This window comes from Eubacterium sp. AF36-5BH (genome assembly GCF_003460505.1).
Classification (GTDB): Bacteria; Bacillota; Clostridia; order Lachnospirales; family Lachnospiraceae; genus Eubacterium_G.
Genome location: NZ_QTVG01000001.1, coordinates 13,626 through 33,625, shown reverse-complemented (window position 1 = coordinate 33,625; position 20,000 = coordinate 13,626). Strand labels below are relative to the sequence as shown.

Sequence of the window (20,000 nt, the reverse complement as noted above, 5' to 3'; positions counted from 1 at the left end):
AAAAAGATATATTGTGCTTACGTTCTTCATGTACTCTTGTTGTGATTTCATTGTTTTTTATCGTATAATATGGATACTGGAGGTGGTTTGGATGAAATACAAGATTTTAGTTGTCGATGATGATAAAGAATTGGTGAAAATGCTTTGTAGTTATTTTAATATGAAACAATATGAAACCATTACGGCTACAGATGGAATGGAAGCATTAAATAAAATAAAAATGAAACCGGATATTATTTTGTTGGATATCAATATGCCACGCATGGATGGGATTGAAGTATGTCGTCTGATACGCAGTAAAGTGTTATGTCCAATTTTATTTCTGACAGCAAGAGTTGACGAAGATGATAAAATTAATGGGTTGCTTTCAGGTGGGGATGATTATATTACGAAACCATTTAGTCTTCGGGAGTTGGAAGCAAGGATTGTCACAAACATAAAGAGAGAAGAAAGGCATCAACAAAAAACGGAATACCGTTTCATGGATGAAATGCTGATTGATTATTCTGAAAAAATAGTAGCTATAGCTGGACACAGGATGGAGTTCACAAAAATTGAATATCAGATTATTGAATTCTTATCCATGCATCCAGGGCAGGTGTTTGATAAAGAACGTATATATGCACAAGTCTGTGGATATGATGCGGAAGGGGACAGTAGAACGATAACGGAATTAGTACGGCGTATAAGGAAAAAAATAGCGGATTATTCAGAAAAAGAATACATAGAAACTGTATGGGGGATTGGATACCGATGGAAAAAATAAGAAACTTGTCACTGAAAAAAACAATTCTGCTTTATTTTGTGATCAGCTTAACGGCAGCATTTCTGTTATCTGGATTTACAGTTCATTTTGCAGGAAATATGCAGAATAAAATATGGGAAAAATATATTGATTATGCAGATTATACGGACATGTTTCAGCAATATGGAAAGAAATACGAGATTGAGATATCAAGACCTAATCAATCGCAGATGAATCGTTTGGACTATCATCTTTCGGAAATGTGTGACTTTATGGAAACATATTCGGTACTGATTTTTTCGATTGTTGGGAGTGTTGTTGCGGTATTCTTTTTTTATAAAAATAAGTTAAAGACACCTCTACAGGAACTAAAAGATGCCTCACAAATGATTGCAGATAATGAACTGGATTTTCATGTGTCCTATGAAAATAAAGATGAGATGGGAACTTTGTGTAAAGAATTTGAAATGATGCGAAGTGCTTTAGCAGATAACAACAGAAAGATGTGGCGAATGATTGATGACGAGAAGGCTTTGCGGAATGCAATTGCACATGATATACGTTCTCCACTTTCCATATTGCGAGGGTATCAGGAAATGCTCTTAGAGTTTGTTTCTTCTGAGAGTATAAAAACAGAGGATGTTATTGATATCTTACAAACAGGCATGTATCAGATTGACCGTATAGAGCATTTCACGGAAAACATGAGAAAAATGTCCCATTTAGAACAGAGGGAACTGCAATGCTCAGAGATAGAATTATCGGAACTGGCAAAAAAGATTGAGGCAGAAGCTGCCATGCTGTCCAAGAAGGAAAGTAAATTATGTAAGGTAGAAAGAGTGCAGGAACAAAACATTGTGAAAGTGGATGAGGAACTTGTCATGGAAGTGACAGACAACTTACTGGAAAATGCGGTTCGATATGCACAAAAAAGTATTGCTTTGCAGATAAAGAAAAAGGATGGTTTTCTTATAATTTCTGTTGAAGATGATGGAATAGGGTTTGTGGATACTGAGGAAAAAGTAACAGAACCATTTTATCATAAGAATCCACAAGATGATTTAAAGCATTTTGGCCTTGGTATGTATATTTCTCGTATTTTCTGTGAAAAGCATGGAGGAAATTTGAAAATATATAATGCCAGACAAGGCGGTGCTCATGTAGAAGCTCTTTTCAAAGCTGAATAAAAATACTTTATAAGGCTGAAATCACAAATAAAGTGGTTTTAGTCTTTTTTGTTGTGAATTTATTGAGAATTGATTTGTATGATGTTGTTAAAGAAATAAAGAAAGGAAGAGATACAATGAAAACAATCATAAAAAGAAGTATACTTGATTATTTAAAGAACCCTGTTTTGTGGATTGGCTTGATTATTATAGTTGCCAGTATGTATCAATGTCTGTCATCGTATTTGCAAATTCATTATATCAAACCGAATGAAAAGATCACACAAAATGACGTAGCATTGGAAGATGCTGATGTCATGGATGGGTACATTCCCACATCTGATGATAAAGAAAGAAGAAGGGAGTGGGAAGATACGATCAAAGAGACGTTAATGGACACCTCCAAAAATGGTTTTGGATTTAGCAGGCAGGAAGCAGATCATGTAATGAAAGAAATTCAGAATATGGATGTAAAGACTGCTTCTGAGTTTTTGGAATCCCAATATGGCTATTATAATGCAATAGATGCTTATGATGACCTTGAAATTCATAAGGGGACAGCAGAAGAAATCAATCATTATATCGAGCGGAAATTATCCGAACATTCTTTTTCCTGGTACTTTGCCAAAAAATTTACGGATTTTGCAGGATTGCATATGGCTTTTTTTGCAACAGTCTTGCTATCATTTTTATTTATTCAGGATACACGAAAAAGTACCTATGAATTATTACATACAAAGCCTGTTACGGCAGTCCAATATATATGTGGGAAAGTAATAAGCGGATTCATTAGTATGCTGGGAGTATTAGTGATTTTGAATGTTATATTCTTTATGCTGTGTTTGAAAACGTCTTTAGAATCGGGCTTTCCAGTAACACCAATTGATTTTTGCGTGAATTCTCTGATCTATATTATTCCGAATCTTTTGATGATATGTTGTGTCTATACAATTACAGCAGTAATATTTAAAAATCCGCTTCCGGCAGCACCAATCTTGTTTTTACACATTATATATTCAAATATGCTGACCATGAAGAATGATATTTATTATATGAGACCGTTCTCTATTATGGTGCGATTCCCTGGCAGATTTTTTGAAACACATGTAGCCAAAATGTCAAACATAAATCAGATTATTCTTGTAATTTCATCAGTTATATTAGTATGTATTTCTGTTACAATCTGGAAAAGGAGGAGGGTTCATTGAAAACGGAACTAAAAAACTGCCTGTCGTTATATAAGATTTTTTATTCATGTGCATTTATACTGATATTGTGTGCTATTCATCCGATTATATACTATGAAGAAATCGGTTCAGCGATTCAGTCGCCAATAGCATTTTTAACAATTATTTTTTGTAGTGACACATATTTGATGGAAGTAAAAAGTAAGCGTGCCGATGTATTTCATTTGTATGATCAAAAAAAGCAGTTAAAAGTAATATCGCAGAGAGTGGGCGTTCAAATATTATATTTATTAATACTTTCCTGTGTTGGATATGTTTTGTTTTTCTGGCAAAAACCGGGCAGTGTAAACGAAGGCATTTCGGGTATTCAGATATTTCTTTTATATTTCATTGCAATGTTTGGAACTATCTGGCTTTGGAGTATATGCTCTGTGATTTTGTGTACATTGCTTCGAAATATGTGGGCAGGTATTGGATGTTTATTTGGAATTGTCATTGGACTTATATCAAAAGCGGGAAGTTCATTTTTCGGAAATCTGGGATTGTTTTCTTTCAGCTTTTGTGAACCTACTCAATTAATGTCCGAGAGTTGGATTTATGGAACGCTTGTGTCTTTTATAGCGGGGCTGTTTTTATTTGCAGTATTACCAATGACTTTAAAGAAAAGAGGATAGATTATGAGTATTAGAATAAATGATTTAACAGTTAGATTTAAAAATGGTGTAGTTGCAGTAAATAAGGCATCTCTTGAAATACCTAAGGGAATTTACGGACTTTTGGGTGAGAATGGTGCCGGAAAAACCACTTTGATGAGGGTTCTTACAACTGTTTTAAAACAAACGGAAGGAATGGTTTCCCTTGATGGAATTCTGTATAACGAGGGAAATTATGAGAAAATACAGAAAAAGATTGGTTATCTTCCACAGGAAATCGACTTATATCCGAATCTTACGGTGAAAGAATGTCTTGTATATATGGGGGGACTGTCAGGAGTAGCCAGAAATGACCTCGAACAAAGAATTACCTATTATCTGGAAAAGACTTCTCTTACAGAGCATCAGAATAAAAAAATGCGGCAATTATCTGGTGGTATGAAGAGACGTGTCGGACTCATACAGGCACTTCTTAATAATCCGGATTTTTTGATTATTGATGAACCTACCACCGGGTTAGATCCGGAAGAAAGAATCAGGATCCGCAATCTTTTGGTTGATTTTTCAAAGGATAGAACTGTGCTGTTTTCCACTCATGTAGTAGAAGATTTAGCAGCAACCTGTACACAGCTTGCCATTATGAAAAAGGGAAGTTTTTTATATTCTGGAAGCGTGAGTGGGTTGCTGGAAAATGCAAAGGGCTGTGTTTGGAATTGTACGGTACAAAATGCAGAAGAAGCCCGTTTGTTAGAAGCCAATTATTCTATATCATCTAAGCAGTATGTAGAAAATGGAATTCATATGAAAGTATTAAGCAAAGGAAAGCCAAATGAGAATTGTGTCCTGGATAATGATATCACTTTGGAAGATGCATATATTTATTTGACGAATAGTTGAATATAACGGCGGGCAAGTTGCCCGCCGTAAATTATGCTTATTTTGTTAAAAGACCGGATAGATTTTTTCCAATGCAAAATCCAATCTGTGGATATAACTCCTGAATTTCCTGATATTTTGCTTCAATCATTTCTGGTTCATCAGCCCAGATCTTTTCATATATTTTGAAAGCTCTTTTAAAATGTGTTTTGGCTTGCGGAAGATTGGCAGTCATCAGATAAATGGTTCCAAGGGTTTCCTGTACTTTGGCATAATCCAGACAGTCATCGGAATGGTATTCCTTGATGATGCCGGATAATTTTTGCAATTCAGAGATGCCTCTTTCGGGTTCCTGCTGTTCTGTCAGGAACATTGCATAATTGGCAATCTGAGGTATGCTGTCATTTATATGAAGCAGGTTAAATTGGTCAAGCAGTGAGATACTTTTTTCCATGTGTTCTCTTGCAAGATCGGGATGACCGTTCATGCGGTAAAGTCCACCGAGATTGGCATGAAGGTTGGAAACAAGGCGAGCATTGTCAGCAGTGATATTTTCTATCTGGGCAAGTGCATCCTTTTCCAGTTTTATTGCTTTTTCTGGCTTGATTTCAAGAGTAGCCTGAAAATCCAGTAACAATGCCCGGTCAGAATCGGTGCCAATGTCTTTAGGCTTCAAAAAATTTTTTAATTCCTGAATGATTTCTTTCATACCTTTCTGGTAATTATAATTATCCATATATGGAAAAACATTTTCCAGAAAAAGTAGATATTTTGGTATATCATCTTTTTCAATCAATTCTATGATGTTTCCTGCTGTCTGAAACAGCTTCTTGTAATAATCGACTTCAATTCCATGCATTAAACATATTTTCTGTAAAGAATCCAGTAATATGTGACAGCTACTTACAGATGGTTTTGTCTCTGAAAGGGCAATTTCCTTAATCATAGGATGCAGGGAGATTGTGTGACGTGTAGTTGTCTGCACAAAACCAGTTTCAATCAAGTCGTTAATTTCATTTAAGGTAGGCAGTTCCAGCCATTTGGCGAATATGCGGGCAGAAATACCAGTGTAAGGAAGAAAACACAAATTGCACATGATATCCTGCTGTTTTCGGGATAAAGCATATAGTGAAAATAGAGTATGGATATGACTATAATAAGTGGCTTTACTGCTTTGACCATCCTTGATTATCTTAATTTTATCTTCGTTATCGAGAGATGCTCTTTCTTCCTGAAGTTTTGCTAATAACTGACCTGGAGTTGAAATTCCATTTTCCAAAAGTTTTGCAGCCAGTTCTACAGCAAAAGTATGATAGTGTACGGTCTCTATGATTTTTTCGACGGTCGAACGATACTTGTCTGCTTCTGAATAAAATGCAGATGTCAGTTGGAAAAGAATGTTTATATCCTTTATTTCTTTTAATTGAAAAGTACAGTATTCATTCAGATTACTTCTGGTCGTAAATAAAATCTGACAGCGGTATTTTAATACTACTGACAGAAAACTGTCCTGTGTAGCTGTGACATTAAAATTATCTATGATAAGCAGAGTATCGGATTTCAGGGAACGCAGAAAACGGTTATGTCTTTGAAACCGTTCCTGTTCGCTGATTTCTGGTGGATCATCAATAAAATCCATGTCAGTAATGTCCTGATGAAGATCACCTGTATATTCTACATATAGAATGTTAGTGTAATGCTTTTTGTAATGTTTTGCGTAGGCTTTGGCAAGTTCGCTTTTACCAATACCGGCAATTCCGCAAAGAAAAACATGACGGTTTTCCTCAAGCATGGTATATAATTCTTCTAGTTCTTTATCTCTTCCGATAAAATGACGGCATGGTTTCGGAACCTCACTGTCCATAATATAATCCAGCACAATGGGTGACAGGGCACCTCCGGCAATTAATTTTTGATTTTTAGTATCACGTTTGATAAATTGTCGCTCCATGCCAAAAGAAATCAGCTTTGCAAGAAAAAGCAGACGTGAGCTGGCTGGTTTGTACAGAGAAGCCAGATTTTTCTTTTTGGCATCGGAGATGGTGTCATCTTGTATAAATAATGTGTATATATCCTGCATAGCCATATTGCAGTCAGACATCAATGGAAGCAGATTCTGGTGAATGGTTTCTGCCAGTTTTTTCTGATTACTGGGTTTGGAATAGTAGGCAGATATTTTGGGACTGATCTTTGCTTGACCGGTCAGCCAACGACAAACCAGACCATTATCCATAGAAAAATCCTGATTTGCCGGATCATCCATAAAATCTTCAAATAATTCGTATAAAAAATCAGGCTGACTCATTTGATTACTTTCGCTGATATGATTTTTTAAGCAAGTGCTAATAGAAGAAAAATCGCATCGATTCAATAGAAATTCCCCTTTCGTAGTTAAGATTAAGTATATCTATCATAACACGAACATATATTCGATTCAAGAAAATGCGGATATTTTTAAATTGATTGTGTCAATTTACAATCAATTTCTATTCAATGTGGTTTTCCGGCAGGTTCTGTAAAATAAGCTCAGATCAAAACAATAACGGGAGGAGCTTATGCAACAGAATATTGAATTTGAGCGGTGCATTGATTTTCTGGTACGGATGATTGATAAGTACGGCGCTGAAGTCCTCCGGGAGTTGGAGGAAGAAAAACAGAATAAGGAAGAAAAAGAAGCGGCAGTTTCCTGAAATACAAAATGTAAATCAGACTGTCGCTTTTTTCATGCATTTTTAAATCAAATAAATTTTAAAAGCTGATGCAGAGTGTGTGGCTCATTATTCTGAGAAGCGGTAATACGCGTATCAAATGGCTTGAAATGATTCTGCGTATAAAAGCTCAGAAGAAATTCATTATCTTCGCATTCAAGAAACTCCATAACGCCACCTACGGAATATTTGAGACTGGATATGGTTTCCAGTGCAAATCCCAGTAGAATATTTCCAGGAATTCGTTTTTCCTTTGGAAGAGAATAGTTCTTTCCCAACTGGGCGATCAAGTAAGCTGCGGTAGTATAGGATTGTGTTTCTTCATCCAAAATACTGACACGGGACAGTTTTTTTGCCATTGTCTTGCTGATATTTGAAGCACGGACAGAGATTGGTTTTATTGTAAGTGAAAAATAACCAACCAGTGAAGCATCTTCAGCATCAAATACCAGATAAGTGATAGATTGATCTTTTTTGGTAAACTCAATCGCATTATGTAATAAAAAGTATTCCACATCGGGATTTTTGGGACAAGAAAAATCGGAGAGTAAGTCGTAAAGACTTTCCTCTCCGATATATGTCGGTTCGTCTTTATCCAAATATGCCCGAATATTAACGGTAAAATATTTATCAGACATGTTTTTTCTTCCTTTTTGACATTAAAGCTAAGATTTCCTGTGGGTTCGTTAACTGACGTCCGGGAAGTGTCTGCTTTGGTGTGCGGTCACGGTCGGCTTCGTCAATTGCTGCGACAAAACGCTTTACGCTATTTGGATTGGATACGACAAAATTATGAGTAATACTTGAAGTAGCCATACTAACACCTCCTCTTTTTTGGCTTTTTTGTGTATTTATAGTATATGCAATGTGTGATAAAAACACAATATCAAAAACAGAAATTATTTCTAAATAATTTTCAAGCCGGACATTTATTAGACGCTTCCGGTAAGCGAACAATATTTTCGAGCCAATCATTTATAAGTCGCCAATGGTGGGCGGGCAATATTTTGATAACAGAAATGCTCTGTATCTAACTTAATTATACGATTGGCGAAGAAATGCGTCAATACGGAAAATAAGTATTGAAAATAGTTGGAACAAGTACTAAAATAAGGTTGGGACAATAAAACAGAGTTATACTGCGAGGAAGATTATGAAGAATAAAAAGATTAAATGCGATATATATACCAGAGTATCCACAACCATGCAGGTAGATGGCTACAGTCTGGATGCTCAGAAAGAAAAACTCAAGAGATATGCGGAATTTCAGAATATGGAAATCGTAAATGAGTATTCAGATGAAGGTAAGTCTGGAAAGAGCGTAGAGGGCAGACCGGAATTTCAGAGAATGTTGGATAATATTGAGAATGGAACAGATGAGGTACAGTTTGTACTGGTGTTCAAGCTTTCCAGATTCGGTCGTAATGCAGCAGATGTATTAAACTCTCTGCAGAGGATGCAGGATTTTGGAGTGAATCTGATCTGTGTAGAAGATGGAATTGACAGCTCAAAAGATAGTGGAAAGCTGATGATTTCTGTTCTGTCTGCGGTGGCAGAGATCGAACGGGAGAATATCCTTGTTCAGACAATGGAAGGACGTAAGCAGAAAGCCAGGGAAGGAAAATGGAATGGTGGATTTGCTCCGTATGGTTATGAATTAGTAAATGGAGAATTGCAGATTGCAGAGGACGAAGCAGAGATTATTCGTCTGATCTATGACAAATTTATTCATACCAATATGGGAATCTCTGCGATTGCCGCATGGCTGAACCAGCATGGATATAAAAAGAAAAAACGACAGAATAATACACTGGACGCATTTGCCGCATCATTTATAAAAGGCGTTCTGGATAATCCGGTATACTGTGGAAAGCTGGCTTATGGACGAAGGAAAAACGAGAAAGTTTCTGGTACAAGAAATGAATACCGCATTGTAAAGCAGGAAAATTATATGCTGCACGATGGTATCCATGAAGGGATTGTTTCAGAAACAGACTGGGAGCTGGCACATCAAAAACGGGAAAAAACAGGTGTGAAATATGAAAAGACACATAGTCTCGATCATGAGCATATTTTATCTGGAATATTGAGATGCCCGTTATGTGGAAGTGGTATGTATGGAAACGTGAACCGAAAGAAAAAGAAAGACGGAACTTTATATAAGGATTATTTCTATTATGCCTGCAAACATCGTCGCCTGGTAGATGGTCATAAATGTGGATATCGTAAACAATGGAGTGAGGAGAAGATTAACAATGCAGTGGAAGAAGTTATTCGGAAGCTGGTGAAGAATCCTAAATTTGAAGAAGCAATTCTGAATAAAATCGGTTCAAGAATTGATACAGAAGAAATAGAAAAAGAGATTGAAGGATTGGAAAAGCAGCACAGGCAGCTGACCGGAGCAAAAGCAAGACTTGGACAGCAGATGGACAATCTGGATATCATGGATAAATTTTATGAGAAGAAATATCAGGATATGGAGACAAGGTTATACCGTTTGTATGATGAGATTGAAGGCGTGGAGAACAGTATAGAAGAAGTCAAGAACCGCCTGCTGAATATCCGGCAACAGAAAATATCAGAAGAAAACGTCTATCAATTCCTTTTATATTTTGATAAACTATATGATAAGTTCACCGACCTGGAGAAGAAAGAATTTCTTAACAGCTTTGTAGAACAGGTGGATATTTATGAGCAGGAGCAGCCGGATGGCAGATTCCTGAAGCACATAAAGTTCCGTTTTCCGGTGTATTTTGGAGACAGGGAAACACAGGAACTTTGTTGGGACAACGAAAGTACCGTTGAGACGGTGGTAAAACTACACAGGAAAGATATCTAAAAATCCTTGATTTTAGGCACTTTGAGAGCTTTTTTAGGTTTGATAAAGATGGCTCAAATAGGAGAAAAAAGACACTTTCCAATGGAGTTGACGTTTCTGTAGTATTAGATGTGGTGACTGGGAACACACGGTAATAACGTTCACAATTAAAGAAAAAACAAATATTTACTTCGTAGTAATTAAGACAAAGGATTACTCGTTTTCAGCAATGAAAATGAGTAATCCTTATTTTTTTGAAAGGAGAATTTGAAAATGGAAGAAATTAAGAATGTTAATCTGACACAATTGAAACCTTTTAAAAATCATCCCTTTTCAGTAAATTTTGATAAAGATTTTATTGAATTGATGAAAAGTATTGATAAGGAAGGTGTAATAGTGCCATTACTTGCAAGACCTAATCCTAATGGAGAGGGGTATGAACTTATATCAGGGCATAGAAGAAAAATGGTATGTGAAGAGTTAGGAATAGAGGAAATTCCGGTTGTCATCAGAGAAATGAATGATGAACAGGCAATAATTGCAATGGTAGATATAAACCTGATGCAGAGAGAAAAGATTAAGTTAAGTGAAAAAGCTTTTGCATTAAAAATGAAATTAGAAGCAATGAGCCGACAGGGACAAAGAAGTGATTTAACTTCTGGTCAAGTTGACCAGAAGTTGAAAAATAGGGATGTAAAAACTTATGGAATAGAAATTGAAAAAAAAGATAATGAAGAATTAGTATTTCGAAACAGTGAAAAAACAACAAATTCATATTCATCAAGAAAAGAATTAGCGATGCAAATAGGTGAAAGTGAAAGACAAATACAACGATATATTAGGTTAACAAATTTAATACCACAAATATTAGAAATGGTAGATGCTGAAAGAATAGCCTTTACAGTTGCAGTAGAGTTATCTTATTTAAAAGAAACTGAACAATATGAATTATATGCGGTAATGGATTTAGAGCAATGCACTCCGTCATTAACACAGGCTCATAGAATGAAAATGTCAAGTCAAAGCGGAAATTTGGATATGGATAATATTTATTGCATATTGGAGGAAGAAAAGCCAAATCAAAAAGAAAAAATAAAAATACCAGCAGATTTGTTGGAAGAATTTTTCCCTGAAAATTTTACAGAAAAGCAAAAGATAGGGTTAATAAAAAAATTAGTTGAAGAATGGTATATAGAACAGAATGAGATTGATATCAAATTGTCCAAGCGATAAATCACCATGACATGGTAAGTATTGCAAATTATTTACCATGTCAGTCAATTTAAACAATTTAGAAAATAACTTATCATTATGCCATGCGATAAAACATCGCAGTTGTAAATTGAAAACTGAATAACAATTACAAATTTATGAAACAACAAGTTTCATATCTTACATGAAAGAATTGATGTAAGGAGTAAAATTCCGGTGCACCTGTCCGGATAATCATTCACAGCATTGCGACGAGAACCGAAGGATTGAGAAAAGAAGGCGGAGCAGGCAGGACAGATTAAATGTAGCGGAAGGATAATAAACCACAAAGGAGTGAGAGAAGCTCCTTATCCTCGAAATGGCAGCAGAGGAGATAGTTTCTATTTAGAAGCGTCGTGAACGCAAAAGCGGCTTGTTTGTAATTCCCAGGTGTACGGGCGATGAGGGCTTAGAGATAAGCGAAGTACACATACATAGTTAATACCCATAAGAATACTATGAATCTGAAGAGAAAGGAGCCTAAACAGTTGGGAATTAACACAAAAGCTTTTAAGAAAGATGAAATAAAAAGCGAAGCCGATAATAAGAAACAGTTAGTAAAAGAACTTCATAGCTGTATGAAATGTAAATATTTCTGGGGAAATGATAACAGATGTATCAATAATAAGAAATGTGGTTCAAAAAATAGTACAAATTGTAACGCATATAAGCCGAAGGATAGCAAGTGTATAGGATGTCCTTATGGAAAAGACAATTTATATTGTTTTCCTTGTATGAAAGATTTGTTAGGAGAATAAAGAAAGAAGGATACATAGATGACTAAAAAATCAAGGAGGCACAGAAAGATGGAGAATAAAATTGAAATAATTGCAATTGACCACGGTTGGTCAAATATAAAGACAGTAAATACAGTTTTTACTACGGCAGTAAACAGAATAGCCAATGAACCGGGAATCTTTGACAATGTTCTTCAATATGAAGGAAATTATTATTCAGTAGGCGGGAAAAGACTTGAAGTAAAAGATACTAAGGTCACAGATGATAGTTTTTATCTTTTAACCTTAGCTGCTATAGCTAAAGAGTTGAAAATCAAGGGAAAGAATCATGCAGATATCTTTTTATCGGTGGGACTTCCACTAACAAGATTTGGTGCTGAAAAGGAAGATTTTATTAAGTATCTGTCAAGAAAAAGAGAAGTAACGTTTAAATTTGAAAAACAGACCTACAGAGTGAATATTGTAAAAGTATCAGTTTTTCCACAATGTTATGCGGCAGTAGCAGACAGAATGTCTGAGTATGGCAGGAAGCATATTGTAGTAGATATTGGTTCATGGACAATGGATTTAATGACTATTAAAGACATGAAACCTGAACTTTCAGAGTGTGACACAAGACCTATGGGATTAATAACCTGTATGCACGCAATAAATAAAGAGTGTGTTGCAAAATTTAATTGTGAGATTGATGAATCTGAACTCGAGTACATAATGAAAACCGGTGTATGTAACATGGAAGAAAAATATGCAAAAGTTGTTGAAGATGAAATGAGAAGATTTGCAAATAAGGTATTTAACACATTAAGAGAATTTAATATCAACATTAATATCACTCCAATAACATTTGTTGGTGGTGGAGCAACAGTAATGAAAACATATGGAGAAAATACTGGGAAAAATATTAGTTACATAGAAGATATTAAGGCTAACGCAAAAGGATTTGAATATCTGGCAAAGGCATTTATGCTTTCTAAGGCAAAGCAGAGAGGAGAAAACTAGATGGCAAAAAATGATGATGGTTTTTATCATACTTTAAGACTTAGCAGGAGAAATCCCACTCACATTAAGATACATCAGATACTGGCAGATTTAGACAAATCAGTTTACAAATCACAAAACCAGTTTATAGCTGATGCAGTAGAATATTACATTAATGCATTAGAGAATGATTTTATAACAAATGATGATAGGGAGAAAAGAGAAGAAAATTTTGTTACCAAGTCAGATATTCAGAAAATGAAGGAAGACATCAAAAATGAAATTTTGAGTGAGGTAAATAAGCAAATGCTATCAGTACTAGGTAGTTTTACCGGAAATCTTGTAAGAAGTTCAAATCAGAATGAAACTGAACAGAAAGATGAATTTAGTGCAGATGACACATTGTTAGGACTTGCAGAAATGTGGGGAGAATAGGAGGCAATATGGCAGGAAATATTTTATACGGAATAAAAGAATATAGTATAGGAACAATAAAGATACTTGCAAAAGTTTTAATAACTATATGTCAGTTATTACTTGAAATTATTAAAATACTGTTTATCATTTGCGGTACAGTTCTGAAAATGTTTCTTGCCGTGTTCTTTATTGGCAGGAAAAAATAAATGAAATAACAAGCATATTATTGTATAATCAAGGAGGTAGAAATGAACAGAATACGGGATGAACCAGTTCTTCATCCCGTGTTGTAACTTAATAAATTCGCATCAGTAGGAGCGGATATGGTATAACACGGATAGCCTGTCCCTCTTACGGAAGGGAAGGCAGAATGAAGAAGATAAAATTAATCATAATAATAGGATTGTTATCAATTACAATTCCACAGATGAATGTAAATACATTTACAGTGCAGGCAGCAACTGTCAAGAAAGTTTCAGGTGTAAAAAAGAGTAAAGTAAAAGATGGCTCTTATTTTTATTCCAAGAAAAAGTACTATGACGGATGCTACAGAAAAATCAGTTGGAAAAAGATTAAAGGTGTAAAGGGGTATCAAATCTACAGATATGACTATTATTCAAAGAAATGGAATAAGATATTAACTACAAAGAATACTTCTTTTAATATTACGGATATGTGTGAAGGAGAAAAAGTAAAGCTTAAGGTAAGAGCATACAAGAAGAAAAAAGGAAAGAAAATATATGGTAAATTTTCAAAATCACTTACATATACAGAAAAAAGTAATCTTTATTACACAAAAAACAATAAGTTAATTAAGAAGGGCTGCTATGCCTCAGGAGTAAACGGATATCATAAGTATTGTGACCAACAAGCCTTTATGCTACAAAATGACTACAGAAAGAAAGCAAGTGTTGTAAAGCTGGAATGGTCTGATGTACTATATGAGATATGTAAAGTTAGGGCAAAAGATATAGTGGATGAATTTTCACACACAAAACTTGATTCAACTGCCAAAAATGTTTTAAAGAATAAGTATGGTTATGAAGAATGGATGCTGTGGGGAAATGTTGGAACTAAAGGATATGGAGTTTGTATCATCAGTGGTGAAAATATATTTAGTGGAAGTAGTTCACCAAAACATGCAATGAAATCATGGAAGAACAGTCAGGGACATTATCACAACATGGTACATCCTGATTATCGTTATGGTGCAATAGCTTCATATAAAGGTTGTTGGGCGGCAGTATTCAGTATGGTGGATGTAGATGAAATAGTGTTAAACAATAACACGGAAAGTCTGGAGCCTGCACTGCAAATTCTAGATAGAGAATAAAAACAGAATATAAATTGATAAAAGATCGTCTTTTTAGGCGGTCTTTTTCTTTTGAAAGGAGATTTGAATAATGAATAAAATAAAGAGACTCGTGGCAATGATGCTTGCAGTTATCATGTCCGTTACGGTACTGCCACATACACAGATAAAGGCATCAACCGGTACTGCTTCATTAGTAAATATAGGACAGCTGGGAACTGTCAATATTGGTGACAAAAGTGAAAGTGGAACGTGGCTCAAAACATTGGTAAATAATAAACCGGTGTTTTGTCTGGATTTAGGAAAAGCATGTCATACCGGTGATGTATATGTTTCATCAACAAGTGAAATATCAAGTGACAGTACTAACGCAAAAACCGCCGCTAAGGCAAAAATTGGACACTGGTATGCTTTTACAAAAAATAAAACTAACAAGGCGTGGGTTTATGCTCAGTGTTTAATCTGGAGTGCAGAAGAAGGAAGAACAAGTGAAAGCCAGTATAAAGATGTTATTAAGCAGGTTAGGGAAAACACTGGATATTATAATGACAAAACAGTAAATGAAATCTATAATCAGATTTTTAATGTAGACCATGTTGTAACGTGCTCCATTTTAAAATGGACACCATCTGCATCTTCCCGACAGGTGCTGATGGAGATTAATAGCACAGAGGTAGAAGAAGACTATAAGTTTTATCCCTTGAATGACAAAATGAGATACAGACAACGTATTACACTTACAAAAAAGGATGAAGATAATAATGCACTTCCAAAAGTAAAATTCTTATTAACTGCCAAGAACATTAAGGAACTGTATTCGTTCAGATTTAACGGATGGGGAGAGCCTGAAGGCGACGAAGTGGATGAAGACCAGAGCAGATTTGAAATTGAAGCATTAACTGATTCAAACGGTAAAATTACATACAAGTTTGATTATCAGATTCAGTCAGAGAACTACTATTATTGTAAAGCTGATGATTTGAAAGATATGTCAGATAATGCAAAAAAGGAAATTAAAGATAAACTGGATGATGAAGGATATAAATATGCCAGTGATTTGTCAAAAGATGGAGCAGAGAAATTAATCAAAGCAGATTTAGAAAAGCAGATGAAGGCAATCAGTAATAAGTATGTTATTATAGAATTGGATACAGGCAATGCAAACATTATTGCGCAGGGAAGCATTACCGAAGGAGTTACAATTACTATAAAGTCTGACAAGAGCTGGACAAAGGAAAATGGTTTCTGGCCGGATACTTCATCAGGGAAATATGGTGAATATGAAAAAGCGTATAAGTATGACGTCGTAAACAACTATAAGAAAGTGAAATTAACTGCTGTAAAGATTGATAATGAAACGGGAAAAGCAGCTCAGGGAGATGCTACTTTAGCAGGTGCAGTTTATGGTATGTATGAAGATAAGGCGTGTACAAAGTTAATGAAAAAGTATACAACAGATGCAGGTAATCAGTTTGAAACAGATTATGTAAGATGTGGAAAAGATTATTTCATTAAAGAAATAACACCTCCAACAGGTTATCTTAAAAATGAAAAAGTGTATACAGTAAATGAAAACGGACAGGTATATACGGCAGAGTATAACAGTGCAAAGTCTAAACTTGAATTAGGTGAAGATGTTATAAAGGGAAAAATATCAATCATTAAAGGTAAAGGTGATGGAACTGCAGGTATTGTTGAAAAAGAGGTAAATGCACAGTTTCAGGTATTCCTTGCTTCAAGTGGTTCATATGATAAGGCAAAAGCAACAGAAAGAGATTTGATTAAAACAGATAAAGACGGTTTTGCAATTACAAAAGAATTACCATACGGAACATATATTGTTCATCAGATTAGTGGTGACAAAGATACAGAGTTTGCTCCAGACTTTTTAGTAGATGTGAAAAAAGACGGAGAGACATATAAGTATCTTTTAAATAACCCTGAGTTTACAGCGTATCTAAAGATTGTAAAGAAGGACTCTCAGACAAAGCAGACTGTGCTTAAAGCAAATACAACTTATCAGATTTATAAGGTAAATGCAGATGGCACGGAAACTCTTGTAAAGCAGTCATACAATAATGGGAATAAAATTGTAACGATGGATAAATTTGTTTCAGACGAATCAGGAGAAATCATTACTTATGAAAAATTGAAGTCAGGTACATACAGGGTTTATGAAGTAAACGGACCGGAAGGCTTTAAGAATGACAAGAACTTTATCAATGTTGAGATTAACAGTAAATTATATAAAACAATGGTTGATGCAGACGGAAATAAATATTTGTACGCAGAGTATGAATATTACAATGATGAAACCTATGGAAAGTTTACGATTAAAAAGACAGGTCCGAGTGTATCAGGACTTAAAAGTGAAACAGTGGCACAAGTACCTGAATTGGCAAGCAAATTACCTGACATTATGCCACTTTCTGTAATTGAAAATCCGTTTCAGTATGAAGATGTAAGACTTGGAAATGTAGTATTTGAGCTTTATGCCAAAGAGGACATTGTGACACAGGACGGACAGGGAACAACATGGTTTGCTGCAGGTGATTTGGTAGCAACAATTGCTACCGGACAGGGTGCAGAGTTTACATCAGACTGTAATGGAATATGCAAAGCAGACGTAGATGAAAACGGAGATGTAACACTTAATGTACCGCTGGGAGCATATGAAATCAAAGAGAAACAGACTGTTTATGGATATGTTTTGCCAAAAATGAACACATGGGATTTGAACTTTGTATGGAAAAGTCAGGATGATGATTATGTATTAGATATTACGGAAAATACAACTGATGGAGTATTAGAAGTTAAGAACGATTTAGTATCAACAGATATTACCGTATTAAAGCAGGATTCAAAGACATGTAAGCCTGTCCCAAATACAAGGTTTGGTTTTTACACAAAGGATAATATATATGATATAGATGGAAATGTAATACTTGAAGCTGATTCAAAGATTACAACAGTTACAACGGGAGCTGATGGAACAGCGAAAATTCCATTTTCAGTGCCGGTAATGAGTGAAGGTTACGGAGAAGTGGAGGCACCGCTCAATTCAGGAGACTATTACTTCTTGGAAGAAAGTGTTTCAGACAGTTACTACATATCAGAAGAACCAACATTTGTACATCTTGAATATGAAAATCAGGAAACGGCAACAGTTTATGCAAAGGCAATAGTAAGTGACGAGCAGACAGAAGTTGAAGTGGATAAGTTAATGATTGCAAGCAGTGTAGAAATTCCGGACTGTCATTTGAAAATTTCAGATACAGATGGAAATGAAATTGTAAGCTGGATTACAGGAGATAAGGATTCAATCAGAATCAATGAGAAATTATCTGAAATGGGATATGTTAACTTTGATGCTAATATGGACGAAGATATGAGCATAAAAGTTAAGGGACTGCTCCATGACAAGGAATATGTTTTATCAGAAACAAAGCCTGCTGACGGATATACGACTGCAACAGATATTTCATTTATGCTTAAGCTCAAAATGGACGAAGCTAAGTATAGTACGCAGGTGTTTATAAAAAATGGGGATGAGTTTATAGAAGCTAATCCAAACAAAGTTGTAATGTATGATGACACCACAAAGGTAGAATTTTCAAAAACAAACATCACTGGGGAGAAAGAAGTTCCGGGTTGTGAGCTTGAAGTAACAGATAAAGAAACTGGTGAAGTGACGGATCATTGGATTTCAACAAAGTATAAACACGTAGTTGAAGGTAAGTATGCTGTAGGAAAGACATATGTATTTACTGAAAAAAGACCGGCAGACGGATTTGTAACTGCTGGCAGTGTGGAGTTTACTGTTTCTGATACAGGGGAAATCCAGAAAGTATCAATGAAGGATGATACAACGAAGATAGAGTTTTCAAAGATTGCATCCGATACTAAAAAGCTACTTCCGGGTGCTAAGTATAAAGTATTAGACAGTAATGGTAAGAAAGTATATGAATTTACCACAACAAAAAAAGTTGTACTGCTTGATGGAATCTTAAAAGCCGGTGAAACATATACGTTTGTGGAACAGAAAGCACCAGAGCATTATAAGAAGGCAGAAGATGTAAAGATTACAGTTAAGGATACCGGAAAGGTACAAAAATTAAAGGTAGTGGATGAACGTATTCCGGAAGTGCCGGATACACCACAGACAGGAAACAGAAGAAATATTCTTTTGTATGCTTTAGCATTACTGTTTGGAATTGGTACTCTAACAACCTACTCATGTGTGAGAATCAATCATGGAAAGAAGAAGGATAATGAACAGTAAGAGATCATGTGTTTATGTAGTTCTGTTCTTATTTGTTGCAGCCATTCTGGTTATATCTGCCGGAATGGCTGTAAATCAGTTAAAGGAAGATTATGCAGAAGAAAAGCAGTTTGTGGATATTCAAAATGAAGCTCAGACAATGAATGATAATAATATAGTTGATAAGCTGAGAAAAAGAAACAAAGACGTTATTGGATATTTGGAGATTCCTGATACAACGATAAGTTATCCTGTAATGCAGAAAAAAGATAATCCGGATTTTTATCTTAATCATGATATAGATAAAAACTACAGCTTTTATGGTACTCCTTATTTGTCAGCATATTGTGATTTAGAAAAGTCAGATAATCTGATTATCTATGGTCACAACATAAATGGCGGAAAGATGTTTGGTGCTTTGACACAGTACAGAGATGAGACTTTTTATAAGAAGCATAAAGATATCTTATTTACAACAAAAGACAAAAAGAAATATAAGATTTTTTCTGTTATCAGTGTAAATAAGAATGATTTTCCATATTGGAAGTTTGTAATGGCACAGGATGAGCCAGATTATGATAAATTCATTAATAAAGCAAAGAAGTACAGTATTTATAACATTGATATTATGCCTAAGTATGGAGAAAAAATACTGACACTCTCAACATGTGATAACAGCAGGGGCGACGATTATAGATTTGTAGTGTTTGCAGTAGAATTGGCAGGATAGGTTTGGTATAATTAGATAAACAAATAAGAATTTGGAGGTAACCGTAATGACTGGGTGTTTAAGATTTTTAAGATTAAGAAATATCTAAGTGCATAAGACTGTGTTAAATAGTTTTATGTACAAATTGAACACTAAAAACTATTTAATAAAGGAGAGCTTGT

The 20,000-nt window shown here is 35.1% G+C and carries 18 protein-coding genes; 15 read left to right on the top strand and 3 right to left on the bottom strand.

The window, feature by feature from the left end:
• Positions 1-91 precede the first annotated feature (91 nt).
• The 5 genes from DW006_RS00170 to DW006_RS00150 all read left to right on the top strand — a co-directional run bounded on the left by DW006_RS00170 (position 92) and on the right by DW006_RS00150 (position 4,648).
• Positions 92-766: a response regulator transcription factor gene (locus DW006_RS00170; RefSeq protein ID WP_014080778.1), complete on the top strand. Its 675-nt coding sequence runs from the start codon at positions 92-94 to the stop codon at positions 764-766.
• Positions 754-1,932 carry a HAMP domain-containing sensor histidine kinase gene (locus DW006_RS00165; protein ID WP_117998312.1) on the top strand — a complete coding sequence of 393 codons (1,179 nt, stop codon included), beginning with the start codon at positions 754-756 and terminating at the stop codon, positions 1,930-1,932. The genes DW006_RS00170 and DW006_RS00165 overlap by 13 nt, the downstream gene beginning before the upstream one ends.
• A 116-nt stretch (positions 1,933-2,048) precedes the next feature.
• A complete protein-coding gene (locus DW006_RS00160) occupies positions 2,049-3,119 on the top strand; it encodes an ABC transporter permease subunit (RefSeq protein WP_117998309.1) in 1,071 nt (356 codons plus the stop codon).
• Positions 3,116-3,772, top strand: a complete 657-nt coding sequence (locus tag DW006_RS00155) for a hypothetical protein (RefSeq protein ID WP_008705633.1) — start codon at positions 3,116-3,118, stop codon at positions 3,770-3,772. The genes DW006_RS00160 and DW006_RS00155 overlap by 4 nt, the downstream gene beginning before the upstream one ends.
• A 3-nt stretch (positions 3,773-3,775) precedes the next feature.
• Positions 3,776-4,648, top strand: coding sequence for an ATP-binding cassette domain-containing protein (locus DW006_RS00150; protein ID WP_005348496.1), 873 nt, complete (start codon positions 3,776-3,778; stop codon positions 4,646-4,648).
• Between the two features lie 37 nt (positions 4,649-4,685).
• Here DW006_RS00150 and DW006_RS00145 read toward each other — a convergent pair whose 3' ends face one another.
• Entirely contained in the window at positions 4,686-6,932 is a 2,247-nt protein-coding gene (locus tag DW006_RS00145; protein ID WP_005348498.1) for a tetratricopeptide repeat protein, read from the bottom strand.
• A gap of 250 nt (positions 6,933-7,182) precedes the next feature.
• Here DW006_RS00145 and DW006_RS12345 point away from each other — a divergent pair, with 250 nt between their 5' ends.
• On the top strand, positions 7,183-7,317 hold the full coding sequence (locus DW006_RS12345) for a hypothetical protein (RefSeq protein WP_005348500.1): 135 nt from the start codon (positions 7,183-7,185) through the stop codon (positions 7,315-7,317).
• A 47-nt stretch (positions 7,318-7,364) separates the two neighbouring features.
• On the opposite strand, the gene DW006_RS00140 is transcribed toward DW006_RS12345, so the two are convergent.
• Together DW006_RS00140 and DW006_RS12205 are read right to left on the bottom strand one after the other, a co-directional pair.
• Positions 7,365-7,973, bottom strand: coding sequence for a hypothetical protein (locus DW006_RS00140; protein ID WP_005348504.1), 609 nt, complete (start codon positions 7,971-7,973; stop codon positions 7,365-7,367).
• On the bottom strand, positions 7,966-8,151 hold the full coding sequence (locus DW006_RS12205; protein ID WP_014080774.1) for a hypothetical protein: 186 nt from the start codon (positions 8,149-8,151) through the stop codon (positions 7,966-7,968). Before DW006_RS12205 ends, DW006_RS00140 begins: the two co-directional genes overlap by 8 nt.
• Before the next feature lie 337 nt (positions 8,152-8,488).
• Between DW006_RS12205 and DW006_RS00130 the strand changes: the two genes are divergently transcribed.
• The 9 genes from DW006_RS00130 (at position 8,489) to DW006_RS00090 (ending at position 19,839) form a co-directional block, all read left to right on the top strand.
• Positions 8,489-10,174 carry a recombinase family protein gene (locus tag DW006_RS00130; RefSeq protein ID WP_117998306.1) on the top strand — a complete coding sequence of 562 codons (1,686 nt, stop codon included), beginning with the start codon at positions 8,489-8,491 and terminating at the stop codon, positions 10,172-10,174.
• Positions 10,175-10,426: 252 nt separating this feature from the next.
• On the top strand, positions 10,427-11,386 hold the full coding sequence (locus DW006_RS00125; protein ID WP_021952439.1) for a ParB/RepB/Spo0J family partition protein: 960 nt from the start codon (positions 10,427-10,429) through the stop codon (positions 11,384-11,386).
• 476 nt (positions 11,387-11,862) lie between these two features.
• A complete protein-coding gene (locus DW006_RS00120) occupies positions 11,863-12,162 on the top strand; it encodes a hypothetical protein (protein ID WP_243002547.1) in 300 nt (99 codons plus the stop codon).
• A gap of 48 nt (positions 12,163-12,210) precedes the next feature.
• Positions 12,211-13,140 carry a ParM/StbA family protein gene (locus DW006_RS00115; RefSeq protein WP_021952437.1) on the top strand — a complete coding sequence of 310 codons (930 nt, stop codon included), beginning with the start codon at positions 12,211-12,213 and terminating at the stop codon, positions 13,138-13,140.
• Positions 13,141-13,554 (top strand): hypothetical protein, encoded by a 414-nt coding sequence (locus DW006_RS00110; RefSeq protein WP_021952436.1) that lies wholly within the window; start codon positions 13,141-13,143, stop codon positions 13,552-13,554.
• Between the two features lie 8 nt (positions 13,555-13,562).
• Positions 13,563-13,742, top strand: coding sequence for a hypothetical protein (locus tag DW006_RS00105; RefSeq protein WP_021952435.1), 180 nt, complete (start codon positions 13,563-13,565; stop codon positions 13,740-13,742).
• A 164-nt stretch (positions 13,743-13,906) separates the two neighbouring features.
• On the top strand, positions 13,907-14,869 hold the full coding sequence (locus DW006_RS00100; protein ID WP_021952434.1) for a CAP domain-containing protein: 963 nt from the start codon (positions 13,907-13,909) through the stop codon (positions 14,867-14,869).
• Between the two features lie 70 nt (positions 14,870-14,939).
• On the top strand, positions 14,940-19,130 hold the full coding sequence (locus DW006_RS00095; RefSeq protein ID WP_117998302.1) for a SpaA isopeptide-forming pilin-related protein: 4,191 nt from the start codon (positions 14,940-14,942) through the stop codon (positions 19,128-19,130).
• Positions 19,120-19,839, top strand: coding sequence for a class B sortase (locus DW006_RS00090; protein ID WP_021952432.1), 720 nt, complete (start codon positions 19,120-19,122; stop codon positions 19,837-19,839). The genes DW006_RS00095 and DW006_RS00090 overlap by 11 nt, the downstream gene beginning before the upstream one ends.
• Positions 19,840-20,000: the final 161 nt, after the last annotated feature.